This is a genomic window from Roseobacter fucihabitans, assembly GCF_014337925.2.
In the GTDB taxonomy this organism is placed as follows: domain Bacteria; phylum Pseudomonadota; class Alphaproteobacteria; order Rhodobacterales; family Rhodobacteraceae; genus Roseobacter; species Roseobacter fucihabitans.
This window is the reverse complement of record NZ_CP143423.1, coordinates 375,708-391,273: the sequence shown is the minus strand read 5'-3', so window position 1 is coordinate 391,273 and position 15,566 is coordinate 375,708. Positions and strand designations below refer to the sequence as shown.

Here is a 15,566-nt window from a genome sequence, read left to right as displayed (position 1 = left end):
GTTAATACGCCATGCGCAGGGGGAATGTCACTGGCCTTTTTTGGGCGTTTTTTCCGGGTCGGGGGCTAAAAACACAAGCGCGATGGCACCGGCGAAGATAAACACGTCCGCAAGGTTGAAAACAAACGGGTTGTTAATGCCGCAACAGGACATGTTCAGAAAATCAAGGACATAGCCGTATACCAGGCGGTCCAGAACATTCCCGAGCGCGCCCCCGACCAGAAATCCGGCACCGATCAGCGCCCAGTTGCCAAGCGGATGGCGGCGTGACCAGATCACAATTGCGACACATATGACCACCGCAAGGGCGATCAGAATCCAACGGCTGGCGTCGGAGCCGTCGCTGAACAGGCCAAAGTTGATCCCGCGATTTTCGCCGTAGCGAAAATTCAGCACCGGCGGCAGGACATCAATCGAGCGGATGCGCCACAATTCCATCACATGAATCACTAAATATTTGCTGATCTGGTCGATCAAGAATGCCACCAGAGCGGCAAGGCCAAGCACGCGCATCAGGGCTCCTTTCTCAATGGCGGAAATGACGCATGCCAGTGAAGACCATCGCCAGCCCGGCCGCATCCGCCGCTGCGATGACCTCATCATCGCGCATCGATCCGCCCGGCTGGATCAGCGCCGTGGCACCGGCCTCTGCCGCCGTGATCAGCCCATCGGCAAAGGGAAAAAACGCATCTGACGCCACGACCGACCCTTGCGTCAGCGGCGCGGGCAAACCCATCGCTTCGGCCATGTCCTGCGCCTTGCGCCCGGCGATGCGCGTGCTGTCGACGCGGCTCATCTGCCCGGCACCCACACCGACGGTCGCACCGTCCTTGACATAGATGATCGCGTTGGATTTCACATGTTTCGCCACCGTCCAGGCAAAGAGCATATCCGCCATCTCCTGCTCGCTGGGCTCTCGCTTGGTAACAACCCTCAGATCATCCGGAGAGACGCGACCGATGTCCTTATCCTGCACCAGGAATCCACCAGAGACCTGACGGACTGCCAATGCGGCAACAGTCGGGTCCGCCAACCCATCCGTGCTCAGCAACCGGAGGTTTTTCTTTTGGCCAAAAATACTCATTGCGCTTTCATCTACCCCAGGCGCGATCACGACTTCGGCAAAAATGCCGGTGATTTCCCGCGCAGTCTCGGCATCAAGGGGCTGGTTGAGCGCAATAATCCCGCCAAAGGCAGAGGTGCGGTCACAATCAAAGGCGCGGCGATATGCCTCCAGCAGCGTCGCGCCCGTTGCCACACCGCAAGGGTTTGCATGCTTGATGATCGCACAGGCAGGGCCCTGCGCGGGGTCAAATTCACTCACCAATTCAAAGGCCGCATCGGTGTCGTTGATATTGTTATAGCTCAACTCTTTGCCCTGATGCTGCTGCGCGGTGGCCACACCCGGACGCGCCGACCCATCGGTGTAAAATGCCGCTGCCTGATGCGGGTTTTCGCCGTAGCGCAGCGATTGCGCCAGTGTGCCGCCGAATGTACGCCGCCGTGGCGTCCCCCCTACCTGCGCCGCCATCCATGTACTGACCGCCGTGTCATAGGCCGCAGTGCGCGCATAGGCCGTTTGCGCCAAACGTTGACGCAGGGCATATGTCGTTTGCCCCTCATGCGCGGCCAGTTCATCCAACAGCGCGGCGTAATCCTCGACATCCACCACTACGCTCACAAACCCGTGGTTCTTGGCCGCAGAGCGGATCATCGCCGGACCGCCAATGTCGATGTTCCCGATCACCTCATCGTAAACCGCACCCTTGGCGACGGTTTGCTCAAACGGATAGAGGTTCACCACCACCAGATCGATTGCGCCAATGTCATGCGCCTGCATGGCCGCGACGTGATCCGCGTTGTCGCGCAGCGCCAGCAAGCCGCCATGCACGGTCGGGTGCAGCGTTTTGACCCGCCCGTCCATCATTTCGGGGAACCCTGTGACATCCGCCACATCGCGCACCTCAAGCCCAGCCGCGCGCAGGGCCTTGGCTGTGCCCCCGGTGGAGAGCAATTCCACGCCCCGCGCTGCAAGCGCCTGTCCCAGTTCCACCAGACCCGTCTTGTCGGACACGGAAAGAAGCGCGCGGCGCAGCGGGGCAAGATCGGTCATAGATAGGGGTCCTTTGAGGCTATTTCGTCAGATCAGGCGCATCCAGGCTCAGATCCCGCACGCCAATCGCAGTTTCCTGCGCCTTGGACAAGGACCAGCGGACACGCGTGGCGTATGACATGGCCCGGCCCGAAAGGACAATCTGATTTGTGCCGCGCGGCTTCAATCGCCCGGTTTCGAGATAAACCGAGGTCTCCAGGGACAGATGTTGCGCCCCGTCATAGCGAAACACCCAGATCTCCCCGCTCTTGAGCGCCATGGAAACCGCCGCCCCGCCCATATCGAGCGTCGCATCGACCTCGGGGTGCAGATGAAACCGTATGTCATAAGAGACTCCCTGCAATTGGGTCGCATCCAGGGCCAGATCAAAGCGTCGCTTTTCAGGATCATCCAGCGCCAAAAGCATGTCTTCGCCCGCCATCGCGCGCCCATCAAAGGTCATCTCCAGCGTGCGCGCATGGGTCAGGCCGTGCGTTGCGACGAAGCCGTTATGTCCGCCCTGAAAGCGCAACCCATCGCTGACATGGCCAATCTCAATCGGGACCTTTGTGGGGGCTTCGATCAATTCCTCGCGCCCCGTCGCGCGATCCGTATCACTGAGCCGTGCGCTGGAATAGCCATCCAGCGACAATGTGGAATGCGACGGCGTCGCCCGCCCCGCACGGCGCCAATCCGCCCCAAAGGACCGCCCCGAGCCGCAATTCACGATCAAAGGCCTGCGCCCCGAGGTCAGCTCCAGCGCCAGGGTCGAGGCATGTGCATTATAGGACGCGCGCCCCTTTGGCGGCTTGCTGGCATCAATGATGACACTGGTGCGCCCTGCCGAAAGGCGAGCGAATCCCATCGACAAACCGTCAGGCTGGCGCGTTTTCACCCGCGCCTCGGCCAGCGCGTGATCCAGCCAGCCCTCAGCCCCGCGCCCGCCCCCATGAAACCGCGCGAGCGCGCCATCCGCATGGCGCAGGGTGCGCAGGGTTGGAGCTATCCGCTCAATCGCATCTAAATGATCCGCCGGTGTGGCATGGCCCGCATCCGACAAGGCCGCAGAGGCCCAGGTGAGTAGCGTGAAAACCGCCAGCAGTTCTTCGGGATTGCGGGTCGGCAAGCCGCCCTGTGCGTCGATCTGCGTGCGGCACTCTTTTGCCAGCGCCTTGATCGCGGGCAGAGCAACGGGCTCCATCCCTTCCAGGGACAACCCGGCATAGATCAGCCCCGTCAAGGCCTCAAAGCGCGGCAAACCGCTCGCCGCACCGTGCCAGCGCCGGGCCAGAAACCGGGTTTGCTGGAGCAGGCTGCGGTAAAACGCATCGCTGTCGGGGGCATCATGGCCGCGCAAGACAAACAGCGCGTGGTTGATCCAACGGATCAGGCGACGCCCCGTCAGGTCCGGCGTCCATCCCGGCCCGCGCCCGCGCCCATAGCGGTCGATCCAGCTCCACAACCAGCGCTGTGCGGCCTCCCGCGCTTGTGCGTCCCCCACGGCGGCCAGATCATCCAGCCAGGCAAACCCTTGGGTCTCCTGCTCATATTCTGCGTTTGGCGCGGGCAAATCCCACAGATCAATGTCGCGATGCTCCAGCAGATGACCCGCAAAGAGAAAGTTGCCGGCCAAAAGTTGGCGCCCCTTTGCAAAGCTGCCGATGGTGCGCGGTTCAGGAGAGGACACAAATCCCACGGCCTGAGCGCGCATCCGACCCGCCCGCAGCGCATGCCAGCGGTTGAGAAAGTTCACCTTTCGGGTCGCAAAGCTAATGGAATCGGACATGCATTACTCGGCCTGAGGACGCTCTGGCGGCGTTTTGTGCCATGTTAGCGCGGCAGATGAGATGAGTCACCGGCTTTCATACGAAATCTTTGATTTCACCAACCGGCCGGGGTCAGGCGGGTGCCTTGCGCAGGCAGGCGATGTAAAACCCGTCCATGCCGCCAAGCCCGGACCAATAATCCGGCCGCAGACGCAACCCGCCTTCAACAGTACGCCAGGCCGCATCGACCCCCGGCACATCCAGCGCCGCCTTATCCACCTGCATGTCCGAATGGCGCAAAAGTGCTTCATCTACCTGCACCTCGCCTTCATCGGGCAATAGCGAACAGGTGCAAAACACCATGCGCCCCCCCGGTTTCAGTAGCGACCAAGCGTGATCGATGAATTGTTCCTGCAACTCGATCAATGCGCTGAATTCCGATCCGTCCTTGGCGTGGGGCAAATCAGGGTGACGCCTGATCGTGCCCGTGGCTGAACAGGGCGCATCCAGCAGGATCGCGTCATATTCACCGGCCGTGACGCGCGCGTCCTGCACGATCAACTGCGCTTTGAGGCCGGTACGGGTCAGGTTGTCCTTCACCCGCGCCATCCGGCCAGCGGAATCGTCCACCGCCGTGACATGCGCACCCCTCGCCGCAAGCTGCATCGTCTTGCCGCCAGGTGCTGCGCAAAGATCAAGGATTTTTTCGCCAGGCTGTGGTGCCAGAACCTGGACCGGCAGGGCGGCGGCGGCGTCCTGCACCCACCAATCACCTGCCTCAAAGCCCGGCATTGTGGAAACCTGCCCGGCCTCCTTGATCCGCACCGAACCGGACGGCAGCACGATGCCCCCTGTTGCCGCGGCCACCGCAGAGGCATCCGCCTTTGCCGTCAAATCGAGGGGCGCACCGGCAAAATGCACGGCCTCCATCGCTGCCATCGCCTCCGGCCCCCAGGCCTGAACCAGCGGCACCCGCAACCATTTGGGCAAGCGCGGCACACGCAGGGTGTTCCATGTTTCGGGGCCGTCCGCGGCGACTTTGCGCAAGACCGCATTCGTGAGCCCCTTGAGATGTGAATACCGATTGTGCCGTGATACCAATTCGACCATGGCATTCACCACACCATGCGCTGCTGCGCCCTGGCACAATTCAATGGTCCCCACGCGCAACGCATTGCGCACCGTCGAAGGCGGGTATTTCTTGAGATGTTTCTGCAAAATACGGTCCGCACGTTCCAAACCGCGCAGGGTGTCGAGCGCCAGCCGGGCAGCGCGGGCGCGATCCTCCACGGGCAGTTTGTCAAGAACGCCAGCGCCCAGGAGTTCAGACATCAGCCGCCCTTCATCAAGGATCTCGTCGAGCAGGTAAACCGCACTTCTGCGCGCCGGAACGCCGGTATCTGACATCTGAAAAGCTCCATCATGGTTGGCGGGTTGTCTGCGCCAAAGAGTGACGTATATCAAGAACAGATATAAGGTGGATCAGCCCGCATGACCGAAACAACCGACGAACCGGACCCAATGAATGAAAAGCCCATCTTAACGCCAGCGGCGCAACGGGCGCTCGCAGAAGCCGAAGAGCGGCGCGCCAAAGCCAAGGCCCTCAACCTGCCAACCGAATTGGGGGGGCGTGATGGCCCGGAGCCGGTGCGTTATGGGGATTGGGAAGACAAAGGCCTGGCGATCGATTTTTGACGCTGCCCCTGGCCGGGTGCACCAATGCCCGGCACGGGCGCATGTCGCACGCGCGCAGCGCGTTCATTTGGATCAGGTCAGCACGCCTATCTCAGGCGGAACTCAGCCGAATCGCCAGCACCGCGATCCGAAGTGAACCGAATGCGATTATCCTTGGTATCGACCTGTTGGCAGTTATACCCAAGCGGATCGCCACCCCAGAAGAGTTCGCGACAGAAAAAACCCTCGCGCCAGGTCCAGTTTCCAGAGACCGCCCAGACCGCACCCATGCCGGAGATATCACCCTGTGGCGAGACCTCCAATCGTACAAACGGGCGGCGCAACTCTTTGCCTTCAATGAGTGAAACGAATTGATCCTGACTGTTGACCTTGGCAAACTCCGCTACCGCAGATGTGGCGCAGAGCGCGGCAGCGACGGATACTACTACAAAAAATGGGCGCATCTCACGAAACTCCAATAGCGTCTATAGGGTATACGCACGTCACAGGCGGTTGGTTCACCTGCATCTCACAACAGCGTTAATTTATTGCTCCGACAGCCCGAGAACATCAAGCATATCATAATGACCCGGCGCTTTCCCGGCGGTCCACAGAGCCGCCTTCAACGCTCCGCGCGCAAAAACGGAGCGGTCAGAGGCGACATGGCGCAGGATGATGCGTTCTCCGGTCGCTGCAAACAGCACGTCATGCTCACCGACAATGTCCCCCCCCCGAATGGCGGCAAACCCTATATGCCCCCGCTGCCGCGCGCCGGTGATGCCGTCGCGTGCACGATCCGATACATCCTCCAGCATCACACCGCGCCCTTGCGCGGCCGCCTCCCCCAGCATCAAGGCCGTGCCCGAGGGGGCGTCGACCTTTTGATTGTGATGCGCCTCGATGACCTCAATATCGTAATCCTCATCCAGCGCGGCTGCGACTTGCTTTGTCAGTTGCACCAGAAGATTGACACCAAGGCTCATGTTCCCGGCCCGCACGATCAACGCATCCCTGGAGGGCGGTGGCAGTTGCGCGATCTCCGCGCCGCTCATGCCCGTGGTGCCAATCACATGTGCGACACCCGCGCGCGCTGCCGCTTGCGCAAAACCGATGGTGGCGGTGGGGGCCGTGAAATCAATCACCACATCCGCACCTTCCAAGGTCTGCGCAATGTCATCGGAAACCATGACACCCATGGGTGCCGATCCCATCGCCTGTCCCAAATCTTGCCCGATCCATGCATGGCCCGCGCGCTCCAGCGCGCCCACAAGCCGCGCCTTTTCAGAGGTCGTAATCGTCTCCACCAGCATCCTGCCCATCCGGCCAGAAACCCCCGTGACCACGATCCCCATTGGCTTTGTCATTCCATTCTCCAATCCACGCAACGTCACGGCCTGCTTATCGCGACAGCACTTGCTTGGCAAAGCCCTGATGACCGCTTAAATGGAAGCTATGGGAAAGAACAAATTTCACGAAGGCACTGGCCCTTCACAACGACAACTCCGGGTTGGAGAGCTTATCCGGCGCGCTCTGTCCGATGTGCTGGCGCGCGGCGATGTGCATGATCCGGACCTGAACCGGCTGTCCATAACCGTCGGCGAAGTGCGCACCTCACCCGATCTGCGGATCGCAACCGCCTATGTTTTGCCTCTGGGCGGACAGGGGCGCGACGAGGTGATCGCCCTGCTGGCCCGTAACAAGGGCGAATTACGGCATATGGTGTCGAAAAAGCTGGCGCTGAAATTTGCGCCGGATCTGCGCTTCCAACTGGATGAAACATTTGATCGCATGGATGAAACCCGCGAAATGCTCAACCGCGATGAAGTCCGCCGGGATACCGCCACAGGGTCAACGCAGGAACAGGGGCCGGAATGATACGGGCGGTCCTTTCGGCGACACTCCTCTCACTGCTTGCACAAAGCGCAAGTGCGGTGGAATGTGAAACGCTGGAACACGCCGCAACGCCCTACACCATCTGCGAAGTGGATGCGGTGCAGGAGACACTGGAGCTCTTCCTCTATGATGAGGATGACACAGTTCTGGGGCATTTCTTCACGATCGACCGGAACCTGGCCGCGAGTGGCAAAAAGCTCAGCTTTGCCATGAATGCGGGCATGTATCATGAAGACCGCGCGCCCGTGGGGCATTACGTTGAGGATGGCCGCGAGCTGATGCGGGTTATCGAAAACGCAGGTCCGGGGAATTTCGGACTGTTGCCTAACGGTATCTTTTGTCTGCGCGATGGCCGCGCGGACGTCTTTGAAACCTCCAAATATGTGAGCGATGCACCGCAATGCACCGATGCGACGCAATCGGGGCCCATGCTGGTCATTGATGGCGCGTTGCATCCGCGCTTCCTGCCGGATGGGACGTCAAAATACATCCGTAACGGTGTTGGCACCTCAGCGGACGGGCAGCGCGTCGTTTTTGCAATTTCGGACAAGCCGGTGAATTTCTACGATTTCGCCGTGTTGTTCCGGGACGTGCTGAAAACCCCCAATGCGCTTTATTTCGATGGCAACATCTCGCGTATCTATGCCCCCGCCCTGAACCGGAATGACTTTGGCTTTCGGCTGGGACCCATCGTCGGCGTTGTCTCCGAGACCAATTAGGCTTTCTGCGCCCTCAGCCGCAAGCTGGAAACATAAACCGCTGGCGATGTCGGAGAGGCTCGGATATGGGACCGGTCGCAGAGAAGAATGAGGATACCATGGGTCGCAGACGCAACGGCAGAGAGATATCGGGCTGGATGATCGTGGACAAACCCGCCGGGCTGACCTCCACGGCCGTGGTGAACAAGGTCCGCTGGGCGCTTGACGCCAAGAAGGCAGGCCATGCAGGCACGCTTGATCCGGACGCGACCGGCGTTTTGGCGGTGGCTCTGGGTGAGGCGACCAAAACCGTTCCCTATGTGACTGAAGCCTTGAAGGCCTATGAGTTTACCGTCCGCCTGGGACAGGCCACCAATACCGATGACGCCGAAGGAGAGATCATCGCAACAAGTGATCTGCGCCCCAGCGACGCCGCGATCAAAGAGGCTTTAAGCGCCTTTATCGGGGATATCGAGCAGATCCCGCCGCAATTTTCAGCCGTCAAGATCGACGGCGAACGGGCTTATAAACGCGCGCGGGACGGCGAAACCATGGAGATTGCCGCGCGCCCGCTTTATGTCGAAAGCCTGCTGCTGGTTGATCGGCCGGACGCAGATCATGTCACGCTGGAAATGGTCTGCGGCAAGGGTGGCTATGTGCGCTCGGTTGCTCGCGATATGGGGGCGGCCCTGGGGTGTCATGGTCACGTGCGGGAATTGCGCCGCATCTGGTCGGGTCCGTTCGAGGCCAGCGATGGGCTGACCCTGGCACAAATCGAGGAGATCGCACGCACCGAGGCGCTTGATGCGCATATCCGCCCCGTTGAGGAGGCCTTTATCGCGCTGCCAGAGGTCAAAGCCACGCAGGAGGGCGCAACGCGCCTGCGCAACGGCAATCCCGGCATGGTGATCGCCCATAATATTGAGTATGGCGAGGAGTGCTGGGCGTCCCATGAGGGGCAGGTTGTCGCCATCGGACGCTACAAATCCGGCGCGTTGCACCCCACACGCGTTCTGAATATTAAGAACTGACCGGTTCCAAATATTTCAACCTGTCGCAATCCTCGCGCCGATGTCAGCGTTTCGGGTGCTTTGTTACAGGGTTTGTTACAAAACCGCATGTCCCGGTAAGCCCTGCGTGAGTGGGCTGCACAGAGGCGATTTACGATGCCATATCGGGGTCAGACAGATTAACCTGATCCCATATGGAGACCCTGACATGCAACGCACAATCCTTTCGATCCTGACCGCCGGTGCCTTTGCCACCATCGCTTTTGACGTCTTCGGACAGGCGCTCAGCCCGCTCTTTGGTTACGCCAAACTGGCCCCCGTCGGGCTGGCCGGGGCGACGCTCAAATCGGTCTTTGGCGCGGCCCCCTCCGGTGCGGCGCATCTGCTGCACACCCTCACAGGGCTGATCTTCTATGTCATCGGGTATTTTGCCATCGCCCGCCCACTCCAGCGCGCCGTTCTGCCTCAGCTGCACTGGTCCATCACGGCAACCGTTTACGGCATCGCCCTGTGGGTTTTCGCACTCTACGGGATGGCGCATCTGGTGGCCGGCATGAAACCGTTCCTTGGCTTCACAGGCATCGCATGGGTCGCGCTTTGGGGCCACATCATCTACGCGGTGGTCGCCGCAGCCGTGTTGGAATTGCGCGGTGAAATTTTTGAGTTCCCACGCAAACGGATCACGACAGCGGCCTGAAACTGGCTAGCTCTCAAAGGGGGCGCCATTTGCAGGGCACCCCCTTTCATGCATGGGAATAGCTTGTCCCGGCGCGCGTCAATTGGCATTGTCCCAACATGCTGATCCGCACACATCAAACCGACACGACGGCCTCGACGGCCTGCTATTCCGAATGTGGTTTCTATCGCTACGATCTCATGCGGATCTGAGAAAAAACCGCACCACGGGTCAATTTTATCATGCTCAACCCCTCCAAGGCGGATGAGACGGTCTTATATACACTAAAAAAATGTTTTCTTACTTAAGATTCAGTCTATTAAAAGAAATACAGTGTGCTGCCGACTGTATTCCTGCATTGGAGAGAAAGATGACTAAAATGAAGGCAACAAGCCTCGGCGAAGATGCACACAGGCTGCACGATGCCGGCGGCAAGGTTCGAATCAACCTTCCGGACGGGGTAACCGGTGGCGCGATCTTCTCCCCATGCGGCCGATACCGACAGGTTTTGACCCGTGACTGGACACCAGACGGCACAGAGCCGCGAACCATAATCTTCGTCGGCCATAATCCCTCCGTCGCCACGGAAAACGTTTCAGACCCGACCTGTGACAGGGAGCTTGGATTCGCCAAACGGTGGGGCTTCACTCGCTACGTGAAAGTCAACATGCTGGATTGGCGTGCAACCGAACCGAAGAACGTTCCACATAATCCAGAACTGGCACGCAGCTCGGAGAATCTTCTGGCAATCCTCCGAGAAGCCGAGGCCGCTGAGGAAGTTCTGCTGGCCTATGGTAATCTACATAAGCGCTTCGCACCCATCGTCGCTGAGACCCTAAGCGCGCTCAGGAAGACCGGAAAACCGCTCTCCTGCTTGAAATTGAACAAAGACGGGTCAGCTGGCCACCCTCTTTACATCAGCAGCACCACCGAGCGCTTTCCGTTTCCCGAAGCCTGAGAAGCTGATCCCAAAGACATCTTATCAAACCCGAGACGCAGGCACTGTTCGATGGGATTGACTCCGGCTGCCATATGCCCTGCTCGGCCGACCGCGGCCTGAAAGCTTCAAGCCCAAATACTTGTAAGATGCCGCGTAACCGTGCGCACCCTTCTCAGAATTCACTAAGGAAAATCGCTGGGCTGCGCCCAAAAGGTTGCGCGATATTCGCCAACAGCATTTCGCGCCGGTTCTGAAGAACAAAGCCAGTGACTTTCCGCTATCTTTACACGACGAACCATGCCGACCGTCCAGCCGCCAGAAACGACGAAAGTTGCCAAGACATCCCTTGGCGGCTTTCGTTGAGACAGTGCCACAGCGTGAGATATGATCTGGTTGGTGATGCGAGATGGTGATGATGATGGTGATGGCGGATCAGTTTTAATAGCTGCCAACACCGACGAATTCAGATACGGTCCGACCCCATGAGCAGCGACAGCAAATTCCTTTCTCGAATTCTCCGCCATGAACCGGAGCTGATCGACGTCCGGATTGACCGACGGGGCTGGGTGCAGGTCGACGAGCTCTTGCTCAAGCTAAAGAAGGCCGGGCGCGGCTTGACCAAGGCGCAGCTCCTCAAAATCATAGAGACGAACGACAAGCGACGTTTCACGCTGAGTCCAGACGGCAGACGCTTACGCGCAGCACAAGGTCACTCCATCGACGTGGACCTCGACCTGTCACCAGTCACCCCACCAGACACGCTTTACCATGGGACCGCATCGCAGAGCCTCGACGCGATCTTCGAGACGGGCCTTAACCCAGGCCGCCGACATCAGGTTCACCTTTCGCCAGACCCGGAAACAGCCATGCGTGTCGGACAGCGACATGGCAAGCCCACGGTTCTTCGAGTCGGTGCCGCCGCAATGCATGCCGCCGGACACGCGTTTTACCGCACGGACAACGGAGTGTGGCTCACCGATAGCGTCCCCCCGCCATACCTTGGTTTCGGCATCGTCTCATAGAGCGATCTCAGCCCGCGTTATTCACCACATACATATCCTCGCGGCCTTTGATGCAGCGCGGCGGCATTAAAGGCTATATTGAAGCAGCCGGATGAGCGGAAAATAGAGAGGTCCAGCGCACTTGGACGGGCAAAACGGGATCTTTTGCCGAAGAACTCTCTTTTCAGTTCTGGTTGTAATAATATTGTCTAAGACCAGTTTTCGAGAAAAGATGCTTGCAATCCGGCCCGAGATTGCAGGGCGCATTTCGCGAAGGGGCGTCAGGCCATGGAGCTTCGTTGCCTACGGGATGCTGCGGGCCTGACCCAAGATGAAGTTGCCGCGGCTGCTGGACTCTAGATCGCCGAGGCAGAGCGCCTCGAGTCCCTCGTCGGCCAAGTTCCTGACCAGAATGAGATGGCACGCTATAGGGCAGCCTGCAACGTTTCCTGATCCAGAACCTGATCTGGGTGTAGCAGCGGACATGATCCTGTACGTATAGGTGTCACCAAGTGAAACAGATAGGCATCTGCGCTCGAATTGACTGCACGGGGCCGCTACACCAGCTAAACGCCGTTATACAGCGAGCCATCAAGCCTGCGCGGCAGAGGACGCTGCACGACTATCCGTGGCGACGCACTTTGGCCTTGCATGAGTAGTGACAATTGTCGTTTGCCTTAATACTGCCGGGCTTTTTGCTGTAATGAGGCATCATGAAGACTGTGCTTGATAGCATGCGCGAGCGCATGTCGTGGAATGTAGCGCGAGTTATATTGAGATGGGCAGGTGTCGAACCTGCTCACGGGTGGGACAAGACCCAAGCGAAATATGCAGACACACAAAACCCGGATGCAGAAGCGAAGCTTTTGGACTACCTCGCCGACCACAATGTCTGCGGCGAAAAGTTTACTAAGATTTACCAAATCACCTCTGAAACGCGGGACGCACTCCAAACGGCAATACTGAGTCTTTCGCCTGGCGACAACGATTTTGCGCTTTGCTATCCACTTTCGCGCGATCCCGAAAAGATCACGCAACTGGGTGATCCTGAGCTTGTCGCCATTCAGAAAACCGACGATGGGCTCGGTGCAGTTTTCGCGAATGCGGTTCGACTGACAAAGCGAGAAACTATCGAGTTTGACGATCTTTCAGACGATTCGACTGCCTTGCAACAGCAATACGATGAAATCGTTGGTCTTAAGTTTCGTACAGTTCAGCTGTTCAGTGTCATCTGGGTGCCACACGACCATGCATCCGTCGAAATACGTACGGACCTTCCCACGGGGATGTCCATGGATCTTGCGCATGCTTTGCAATCCACTTTGCGTCAGAAAGCAAATAGCCTTGGCGTGGTAACACTTGACGGGCCGGTAGACCTCTATCCACTTCTTGAAGCCATCTACCAAGCGGATGGTGAGGGAGATGTGGTGGAACTTGGTTTTCTCACTACGACTGCGTCGGTCAAAAATGAGAAGATGCGGCGATCCAAACTGGACCTGAGGGAGGAACCCTACCATTTGCACGGTAAAGAGGGTCTGGGGACACCGATCGAGCCCTTCAAGATGTTTGTCCGGTGGAACGTGGAAATCGATGGCGTATGGCTTGCGCCCGAAATTGGTTTGGTCGGAACAGCTCGAGGGCGCTCCTCGTTGGGTCAACCAAATGCTGTGGGAATATCCGGAGCGATTGTTAAAAATTGTTATGGGCGACCTGATTTTGAACATGTGATTGGCAAAATTCATGAGTACTTGGATAAATGTCAAAATAGTGACGCGTCACGTACCGATCCAAATCAAGAGCTCGCGGACGTTTTGGAGTAACAAGGCATGCAGACCGACCAGCTGAAGATAGATGTGAAGGCAGTGCTCGGCGATAGCTTGGCTGCTGGCGTATGCATCCAGCTTGTTGACAAGTTGGTCAGCCTACCGGAGGGCCGAGGGCACATGTTGACCTACACGAGCCTGCAAAAAATGCTTCAGAGAAACGAAATAGATAACCCGTTGATCACGGCAGTGAGTTTCTTAACTTCATCCAAATGTGCAATATTGGACGCGCATGGCCAATTCATAGATGATGATGGCGAAGAATATGAACTCGAAGATGCTGATTTCCAACGCCTTCTGATGACGGGAGAGCTGGCTCACCCCAATACCGGTGAAAATGTGGATAACCCGCGTGACAAGGTCACCCCGGTATTTGCATTGAGGAACGAGAAGAAGGCCGAGCCGTCAGAATGAATTCAGAACCTTCTTTGGCCAAGATTGGCGCAGTCCTCTCGGGGCAATGTGGTGGACACGTCCTCGCATATCACCTCTCAAACAATCATGCATCTCGCGTGCAGGCGCTCGAAGGCGTTGTCGAATATTCTTATAATAGCTTGATAAAGAACAGTCATCTCAACCAAGATCAAGGTGAGGACGAGATGTCGGTATCGGTCGTTGAGCAGTTGAAGCTTCTTGGTATTCAAGCGTCTCATGACACTCAAACCCGTGGGCATTGTGACGTGCATGTCGAAGGAGTGGACCACTTCCTATGGATTGGTGAGGCGAAGATCCACAGGGACTATGCTTGGCTTGAAGATGGCTTCAAGCAGCTTTCAACGCGATATGCGACAGGTGGTTACGGTCAAGATCATGGTGAAATAATTATTTACTGCCGGGTACAAGATGGTGCTGCGGTTCTTAGGGAGTGGCAAAAGAGGCTTGGCAAAGCTTTTGAAGATGTTGAATTTATCGAGGATGTGATTGATACGAGATTATGGTTTCGAACGCGCCACAACTGCGAAAATTCTGGTTTGCCATTTTATATTCGGCATCGCCTATTATAGATGTACTTCAATCCTAAGAAGTGAAGCAGCCCCCCCCAATCAGAAGCGACTTTATACTGTTCTTGTTTGCGCTTAACAACAATGCCCTTTCAGCAGTAAAATCGGCCGCTTAGATGAAGTAGTGCCGATGCATTTCAGGCGGTATGCGCGAGTTCAGAGATTTCTTTGAATAAGCCGGGTATTTGCTGGTTTTCAAAGTCAGCTAACCATTCAAGTCGTGCCAGATTAAATAGCCTCCAGATCGCCCATGTTCTCCTCAAAGGTTTCGATATGGTCGACCATCTTGGAGATAATGCGGCTGCCGGTTTTGCGCCTCTGAACGACGCTTGGTGCTTTGAGCAGAACAGTCATTATTTCATCGGTCAGAGGTTCTTTGTCTGAAAACTGATAGGATTCCATCAGGTCGGAGAAGCGCTCTGGATCAAGGCCTTCCTCGGAACATATAGCTTCAAAATCTGCACAGCGCTTCTGTTCCCAATACTTTAGAAAGGCATTCATCGTTGCGTCTTCGCCTTTTAAGGGTGGCAGATAGGACGTAATGAATTCTTCGATGAGCTCGCGTTTGCTACGCAGACGCACCTCGCTGCCCAAAAGGTCCATAATTGCCTTTTTCTTGGCGGCGGTCTCTGCGGGATCTTCATCGTCTGGTATCGATGCCGCCAAGGAGCCAAGCAGTGCCAGAATGTATGCCACATTGATGTTGTCACGGCGGATCAACTCAAGCTCAAAGTCCACTTCATCAATGATCGACGCCTTTTGGTCGTCGTCCTCGTTAGATTTTACGCGATCGTGGATGTCGAGATATTTGCTTTTGAAATCCTCAAAACGCTGTGGATCAATAGCCAGATCGTCATTGGAAAATTCGGCAAAAGTGGACAGCACATTTCGGATGCGGATCAGGTCACGGAAGGCCTGAACGAAGGCCAGAATATCATCTTCTGATTCCAGCTTATCGACTGCCGCAGGAGTAGGCGAACGCGTCTACCACC

General features: G+C 57.5%; 16 protein-coding genes and 1 pseudogene. 10 read left to right on the top strand and 7 right to left on the bottom strand.

Annotated features, from left to right (window positions below):
* Positions 1 to 27: 27 nt before the first annotated feature.
* The 4 genes from lspA to ROLI_RS01900 form a co-directional block, all read right to left on the bottom strand.
* On the bottom strand, positions 28 to 513 hold the full coding sequence (lspA, locus tag ROLI_RS01915; RefSeq protein WP_187428241.1) for a signal peptidase II: 486 nt from the start codon (positions 511 to 513) through the stop codon (positions 28 to 30).
* A gap of 13 nt (positions 514 to 526) precedes the next feature.
* The gene (gene purH, locus ROLI_RS01910) at positions 527 to 2,113 is read right to left on the bottom strand and encodes a bifunctional phosphoribosylaminoimidazolecarboxamide formyltransferase/IMP cyclohydrolase (RefSeq protein ID WP_187428240.1); all 1,587 of its coding nucleotides are present in this window, start codon (positions 2,111 to 2,113) and stop codon (positions 527 to 529) included.
* 19 nt (positions 2,114 to 2,132) lie between these two features.
* On the bottom strand, positions 2,133 to 3,878 hold the full coding sequence (locus ROLI_RS01905) for a heparinase II/III family protein (protein ID WP_187428239.1): 1,746 nt from the start codon (positions 3,876 to 3,878) through the stop codon (positions 2,133 to 2,135).
* A 112-nt stretch (positions 3,879 to 3,990) separates the two neighbouring features.
* A complete protein-coding gene (locus ROLI_RS01900) occupies positions 3,991 to 5,265 on the bottom strand; it encodes an RsmB/NOP family class I SAM-dependent RNA methyltransferase (RefSeq protein WP_187428238.1) in 1,275 nt (424 codons plus the stop codon).
* A 114-nt stretch (positions 5,266 to 5,379) separates the two neighbouring features.
* On the opposite strand from ROLI_RS01900, the gene ROLI_RS01895 reads away from it, so the two are divergent.
* Positions 5,380 to 5,553 (top strand): DUF1674 domain-containing protein, encoded by a 174-nt coding sequence (locus ROLI_RS01895; protein ID WP_187428356.1) that lies wholly within the window; start codon positions 5,380 to 5,382, stop codon positions 5,551 to 5,553.
* 86 nt (positions 5,554 to 5,639) lie between these two features.
* Here the strand turns inward: ROLI_RS01895 and ROLI_RS01890 are convergent, their stop codons facing one another.
* Positions 5,640 to 5,996 (bottom strand): dihydrodipicolinate reductase, encoded by a 357-nt coding sequence (locus ROLI_RS01890; protein ID WP_187428237.1) that lies wholly within the window; start codon positions 5,994 to 5,996, stop codon positions 5,640 to 5,642.
* Between the two features lie 81 nt (positions 5,997 to 6,077).
* Positions 6,078 to 6,896 carry a 4-hydroxy-tetrahydrodipicolinate reductase gene (gene dapB / locus ROLI_RS01885; RefSeq protein ID WP_187428236.1) on the bottom strand — a complete coding sequence of 273 codons (819 nt, stop codon included), beginning with the start codon at positions 6,894 to 6,896 and terminating at the stop codon, positions 6,078 to 6,080.
* A gap of 88 nt (positions 6,897 to 6,984) precedes the next feature.
* Here dapB and rbfA point away from each other — a divergent pair, with 88 nt between their 5' ends.
* From rbfA to ROLI_RS01840, 9 genes are all read left to right on the top strand, one after another.
* Positions 6,985 to 7,407: a 30S ribosome-binding factor RbfA gene (gene rbfA / locus ROLI_RS01880; protein ID WP_187428235.1), complete on the top strand. Its 423-nt coding sequence runs from the start codon at positions 6,985 to 6,987 to the stop codon at positions 7,405 to 7,407.
* Positions 7,404 to 8,144, top strand: coding sequence for a phosphodiester glycosidase family protein (locus ROLI_RS01875; protein WP_187428234.1), 741 nt, complete (start codon positions 7,404 to 7,406; stop codon positions 8,142 to 8,144). The genes rbfA and ROLI_RS01875 overlap by 4 nt, the downstream gene beginning before the upstream one ends.
* A 98-nt stretch (positions 8,145 to 8,242) precedes the next feature.
* Positions 8,243 to 9,154, top strand: a complete 912-nt coding sequence (truB, locus tag ROLI_RS01870; RefSeq protein WP_187428355.1) for a tRNA pseudouridine(55) synthase TruB — start codon at positions 8,243 to 8,245, stop codon at positions 9,152 to 9,154.
* Between the two features lie 187 nt (positions 9,155 to 9,341).
* Positions 9,342 to 9,830, top strand: a complete 489-nt coding sequence (locus ROLI_RS01865; protein WP_187428233.1) for a hypothetical protein — start codon at positions 9,342 to 9,344, stop codon at positions 9,828 to 9,830.
* 349 nt (positions 9,831 to 10,179) lie between these two features.
* Positions 10,180 to 10,767, top strand: a complete 588-nt coding sequence (locus tag ROLI_RS01860; protein ID WP_262386359.1) for a DUF1643 domain-containing protein — start codon at positions 10,180 to 10,182, stop codon at positions 10,765 to 10,767.
* 464 nt (positions 10,768 to 11,231) lie between these two features.
* Positions 11,232 to 11,771, top strand: a complete 540-nt coding sequence (locus ROLI_RS01855; RefSeq protein ID WP_187428232.1) for an RNA 2'-phosphotransferase — start codon at positions 11,232 to 11,234, stop codon at positions 11,769 to 11,771.
* Positions 11,772 to 12,463: 692 nt separating this feature from the next.
* The gene (locus ROLI_RS01850; RefSeq protein ID WP_187428231.1) at positions 12,464 to 13,570 is read left to right on the top strand and encodes a hypothetical protein; all 1,107 of its coding nucleotides are present in this window, start codon (positions 12,464 to 12,466) and stop codon (positions 13,568 to 13,570) included.
* Between the two features lie 6 nt (positions 13,571 to 13,576).
* Complete coding sequence (locus tag ROLI_RS01845) at positions 13,577 to 13,987, top strand: hypothetical protein (RefSeq protein ID WP_187428230.1); 411 nt, start codon at positions 13,577 to 13,579, stop codon at positions 13,985 to 13,987.
* Positions 13,984 to 14,577: a hypothetical protein gene (locus ROLI_RS01840; protein WP_222869340.1), complete on the top strand. Its 594-nt coding sequence runs from the start codon at positions 13,984 to 13,986 to the stop codon at positions 14,575 to 14,577. Before ROLI_RS01845 ends, ROLI_RS01840 begins: the two co-directional genes overlap by 4 nt.
* Positions 14,578 to 14,802: 225 nt before the next feature.
* Here the strand turns inward: ROLI_RS01840 and ROLI_RS01835 are convergent.
* A pseudogene (locus ROLI_RS01835) lies at positions 14,803 to 15,540 on the bottom strand (type I restriction endonuclease subunit R, EcoR124 family); the annotation flags it as partial.
* Positions 15,541 to 15,566: the final 26 nt, after the last annotated feature.

What these genes read in the sequence shown, in the direction of transcription:
- ROLI_RS01900 (WP_187428238.1), bottom strand. Translation starts at nt 5,265, where the DNA reads ATGTCAGATACCGGCGTTCCGGCGCGCAGAAGTGCGGTTTACCTGCTC.
- ROLI_RS01895 (WP_187428356.1), top strand. Translation starts at nt 5,380, where the DNA reads ATGAATGAAAAGCCCATCTTAACGCCAGCGGCGCAACGGGCGCTCGCA.
- ROLI_RS01845 (WP_187428230.1), top strand. Translation starts at nt 13,577, where the DNA reads ATGCAGACCGACCAGCTGAAGATAGATGTGAAGGCAGTGCTCGGCGAT.
- rbfA (WP_187428235.1), top strand. Translation starts at nt 6,985, where the DNA reads ATGGGAAAGAACAAATTTCACGAAGGCACTGGCCCTTCACAACGACAA.
- dapB (WP_187428236.1), bottom strand. Translation starts at nt 6,896, where the DNA reads ATGACAAAGCCAATGGGGATCGTGGTCACGGGGGTTTCTGGCCGGATG.
- ROLI_RS01850 (WP_187428231.1), top strand. Translation starts at nt 12,464, where the DNA reads ATGAAGACTGTGCTTGATAGCATGCGCGAGCGCATGTCGTGGAATGTA.
- truB (WP_187428355.1), top strand. Translation starts at nt 8,243, where the DNA reads ATGGGTCGCAGACGCAACGGCAGAGAGATATCGGGCTGGATGATCGTG.
- ROLI_RS01865 (WP_187428233.1), top strand. Translation starts at nt 9,342, where the DNA reads ATGCAACGCACAATCCTTTCGATCCTGACCGCCGGTGCCTTTGCCACC.
- ROLI_RS01875 (WP_187428234.1), top strand. Translation starts at nt 7,404, where the DNA reads ATGATACGGGCGGTCCTTTCGGCGACACTCCTCTCACTGCTTGCACAA.
- lspA (WP_187428241.1), bottom strand. Translation starts at nt 513, where the DNA reads ATGCGCGTGCTTGGCCTTGCCGCTCTGGTGGCATTCTTGATCGACCAG.
- ROLI_RS01905 (WP_187428239.1), bottom strand. Translation starts at nt 3,878, where the DNA reads ATGTCCGATTCCATTAGCTTTGCGACCCGAAAGGTGAACTTTCTCAAC.
- purH (WP_187428240.1), bottom strand. Translation starts at nt 2,113, where the DNA reads ATGACCGATCTTGCCCCGCTGCGCCGCGCGCTTCTTTCCGTGTCCGAC.
- ROLI_RS01855 (WP_187428232.1), top strand. Translation starts at nt 11,232, where the DNA reads ATGAGCAGCGACAGCAAATTCCTTTCTCGAATTCTCCGCCATGAACCG.
- ROLI_RS01840 (WP_222869340.1), top strand. Translation starts at nt 13,984, where the DNA reads ATGAATTCAGAACCTTCTTTGGCCAAGATTGGCGCAGTCCTCTCGGGG.
- ROLI_RS01890 (WP_187428237.1), bottom strand. Translation starts at nt 5,996, where the DNA reads ATGCGCCCATTTTTTGTAGTAGTATCCGTCGCTGCCGCGCTCTGCGCC.
- ROLI_RS01860 (WP_262386359.1), top strand. Translation starts at nt 10,180, where the DNA reads ATGACTAAAATGAAGGCAACAAGCCTCGGCGAAGATGCACACAGGCTG.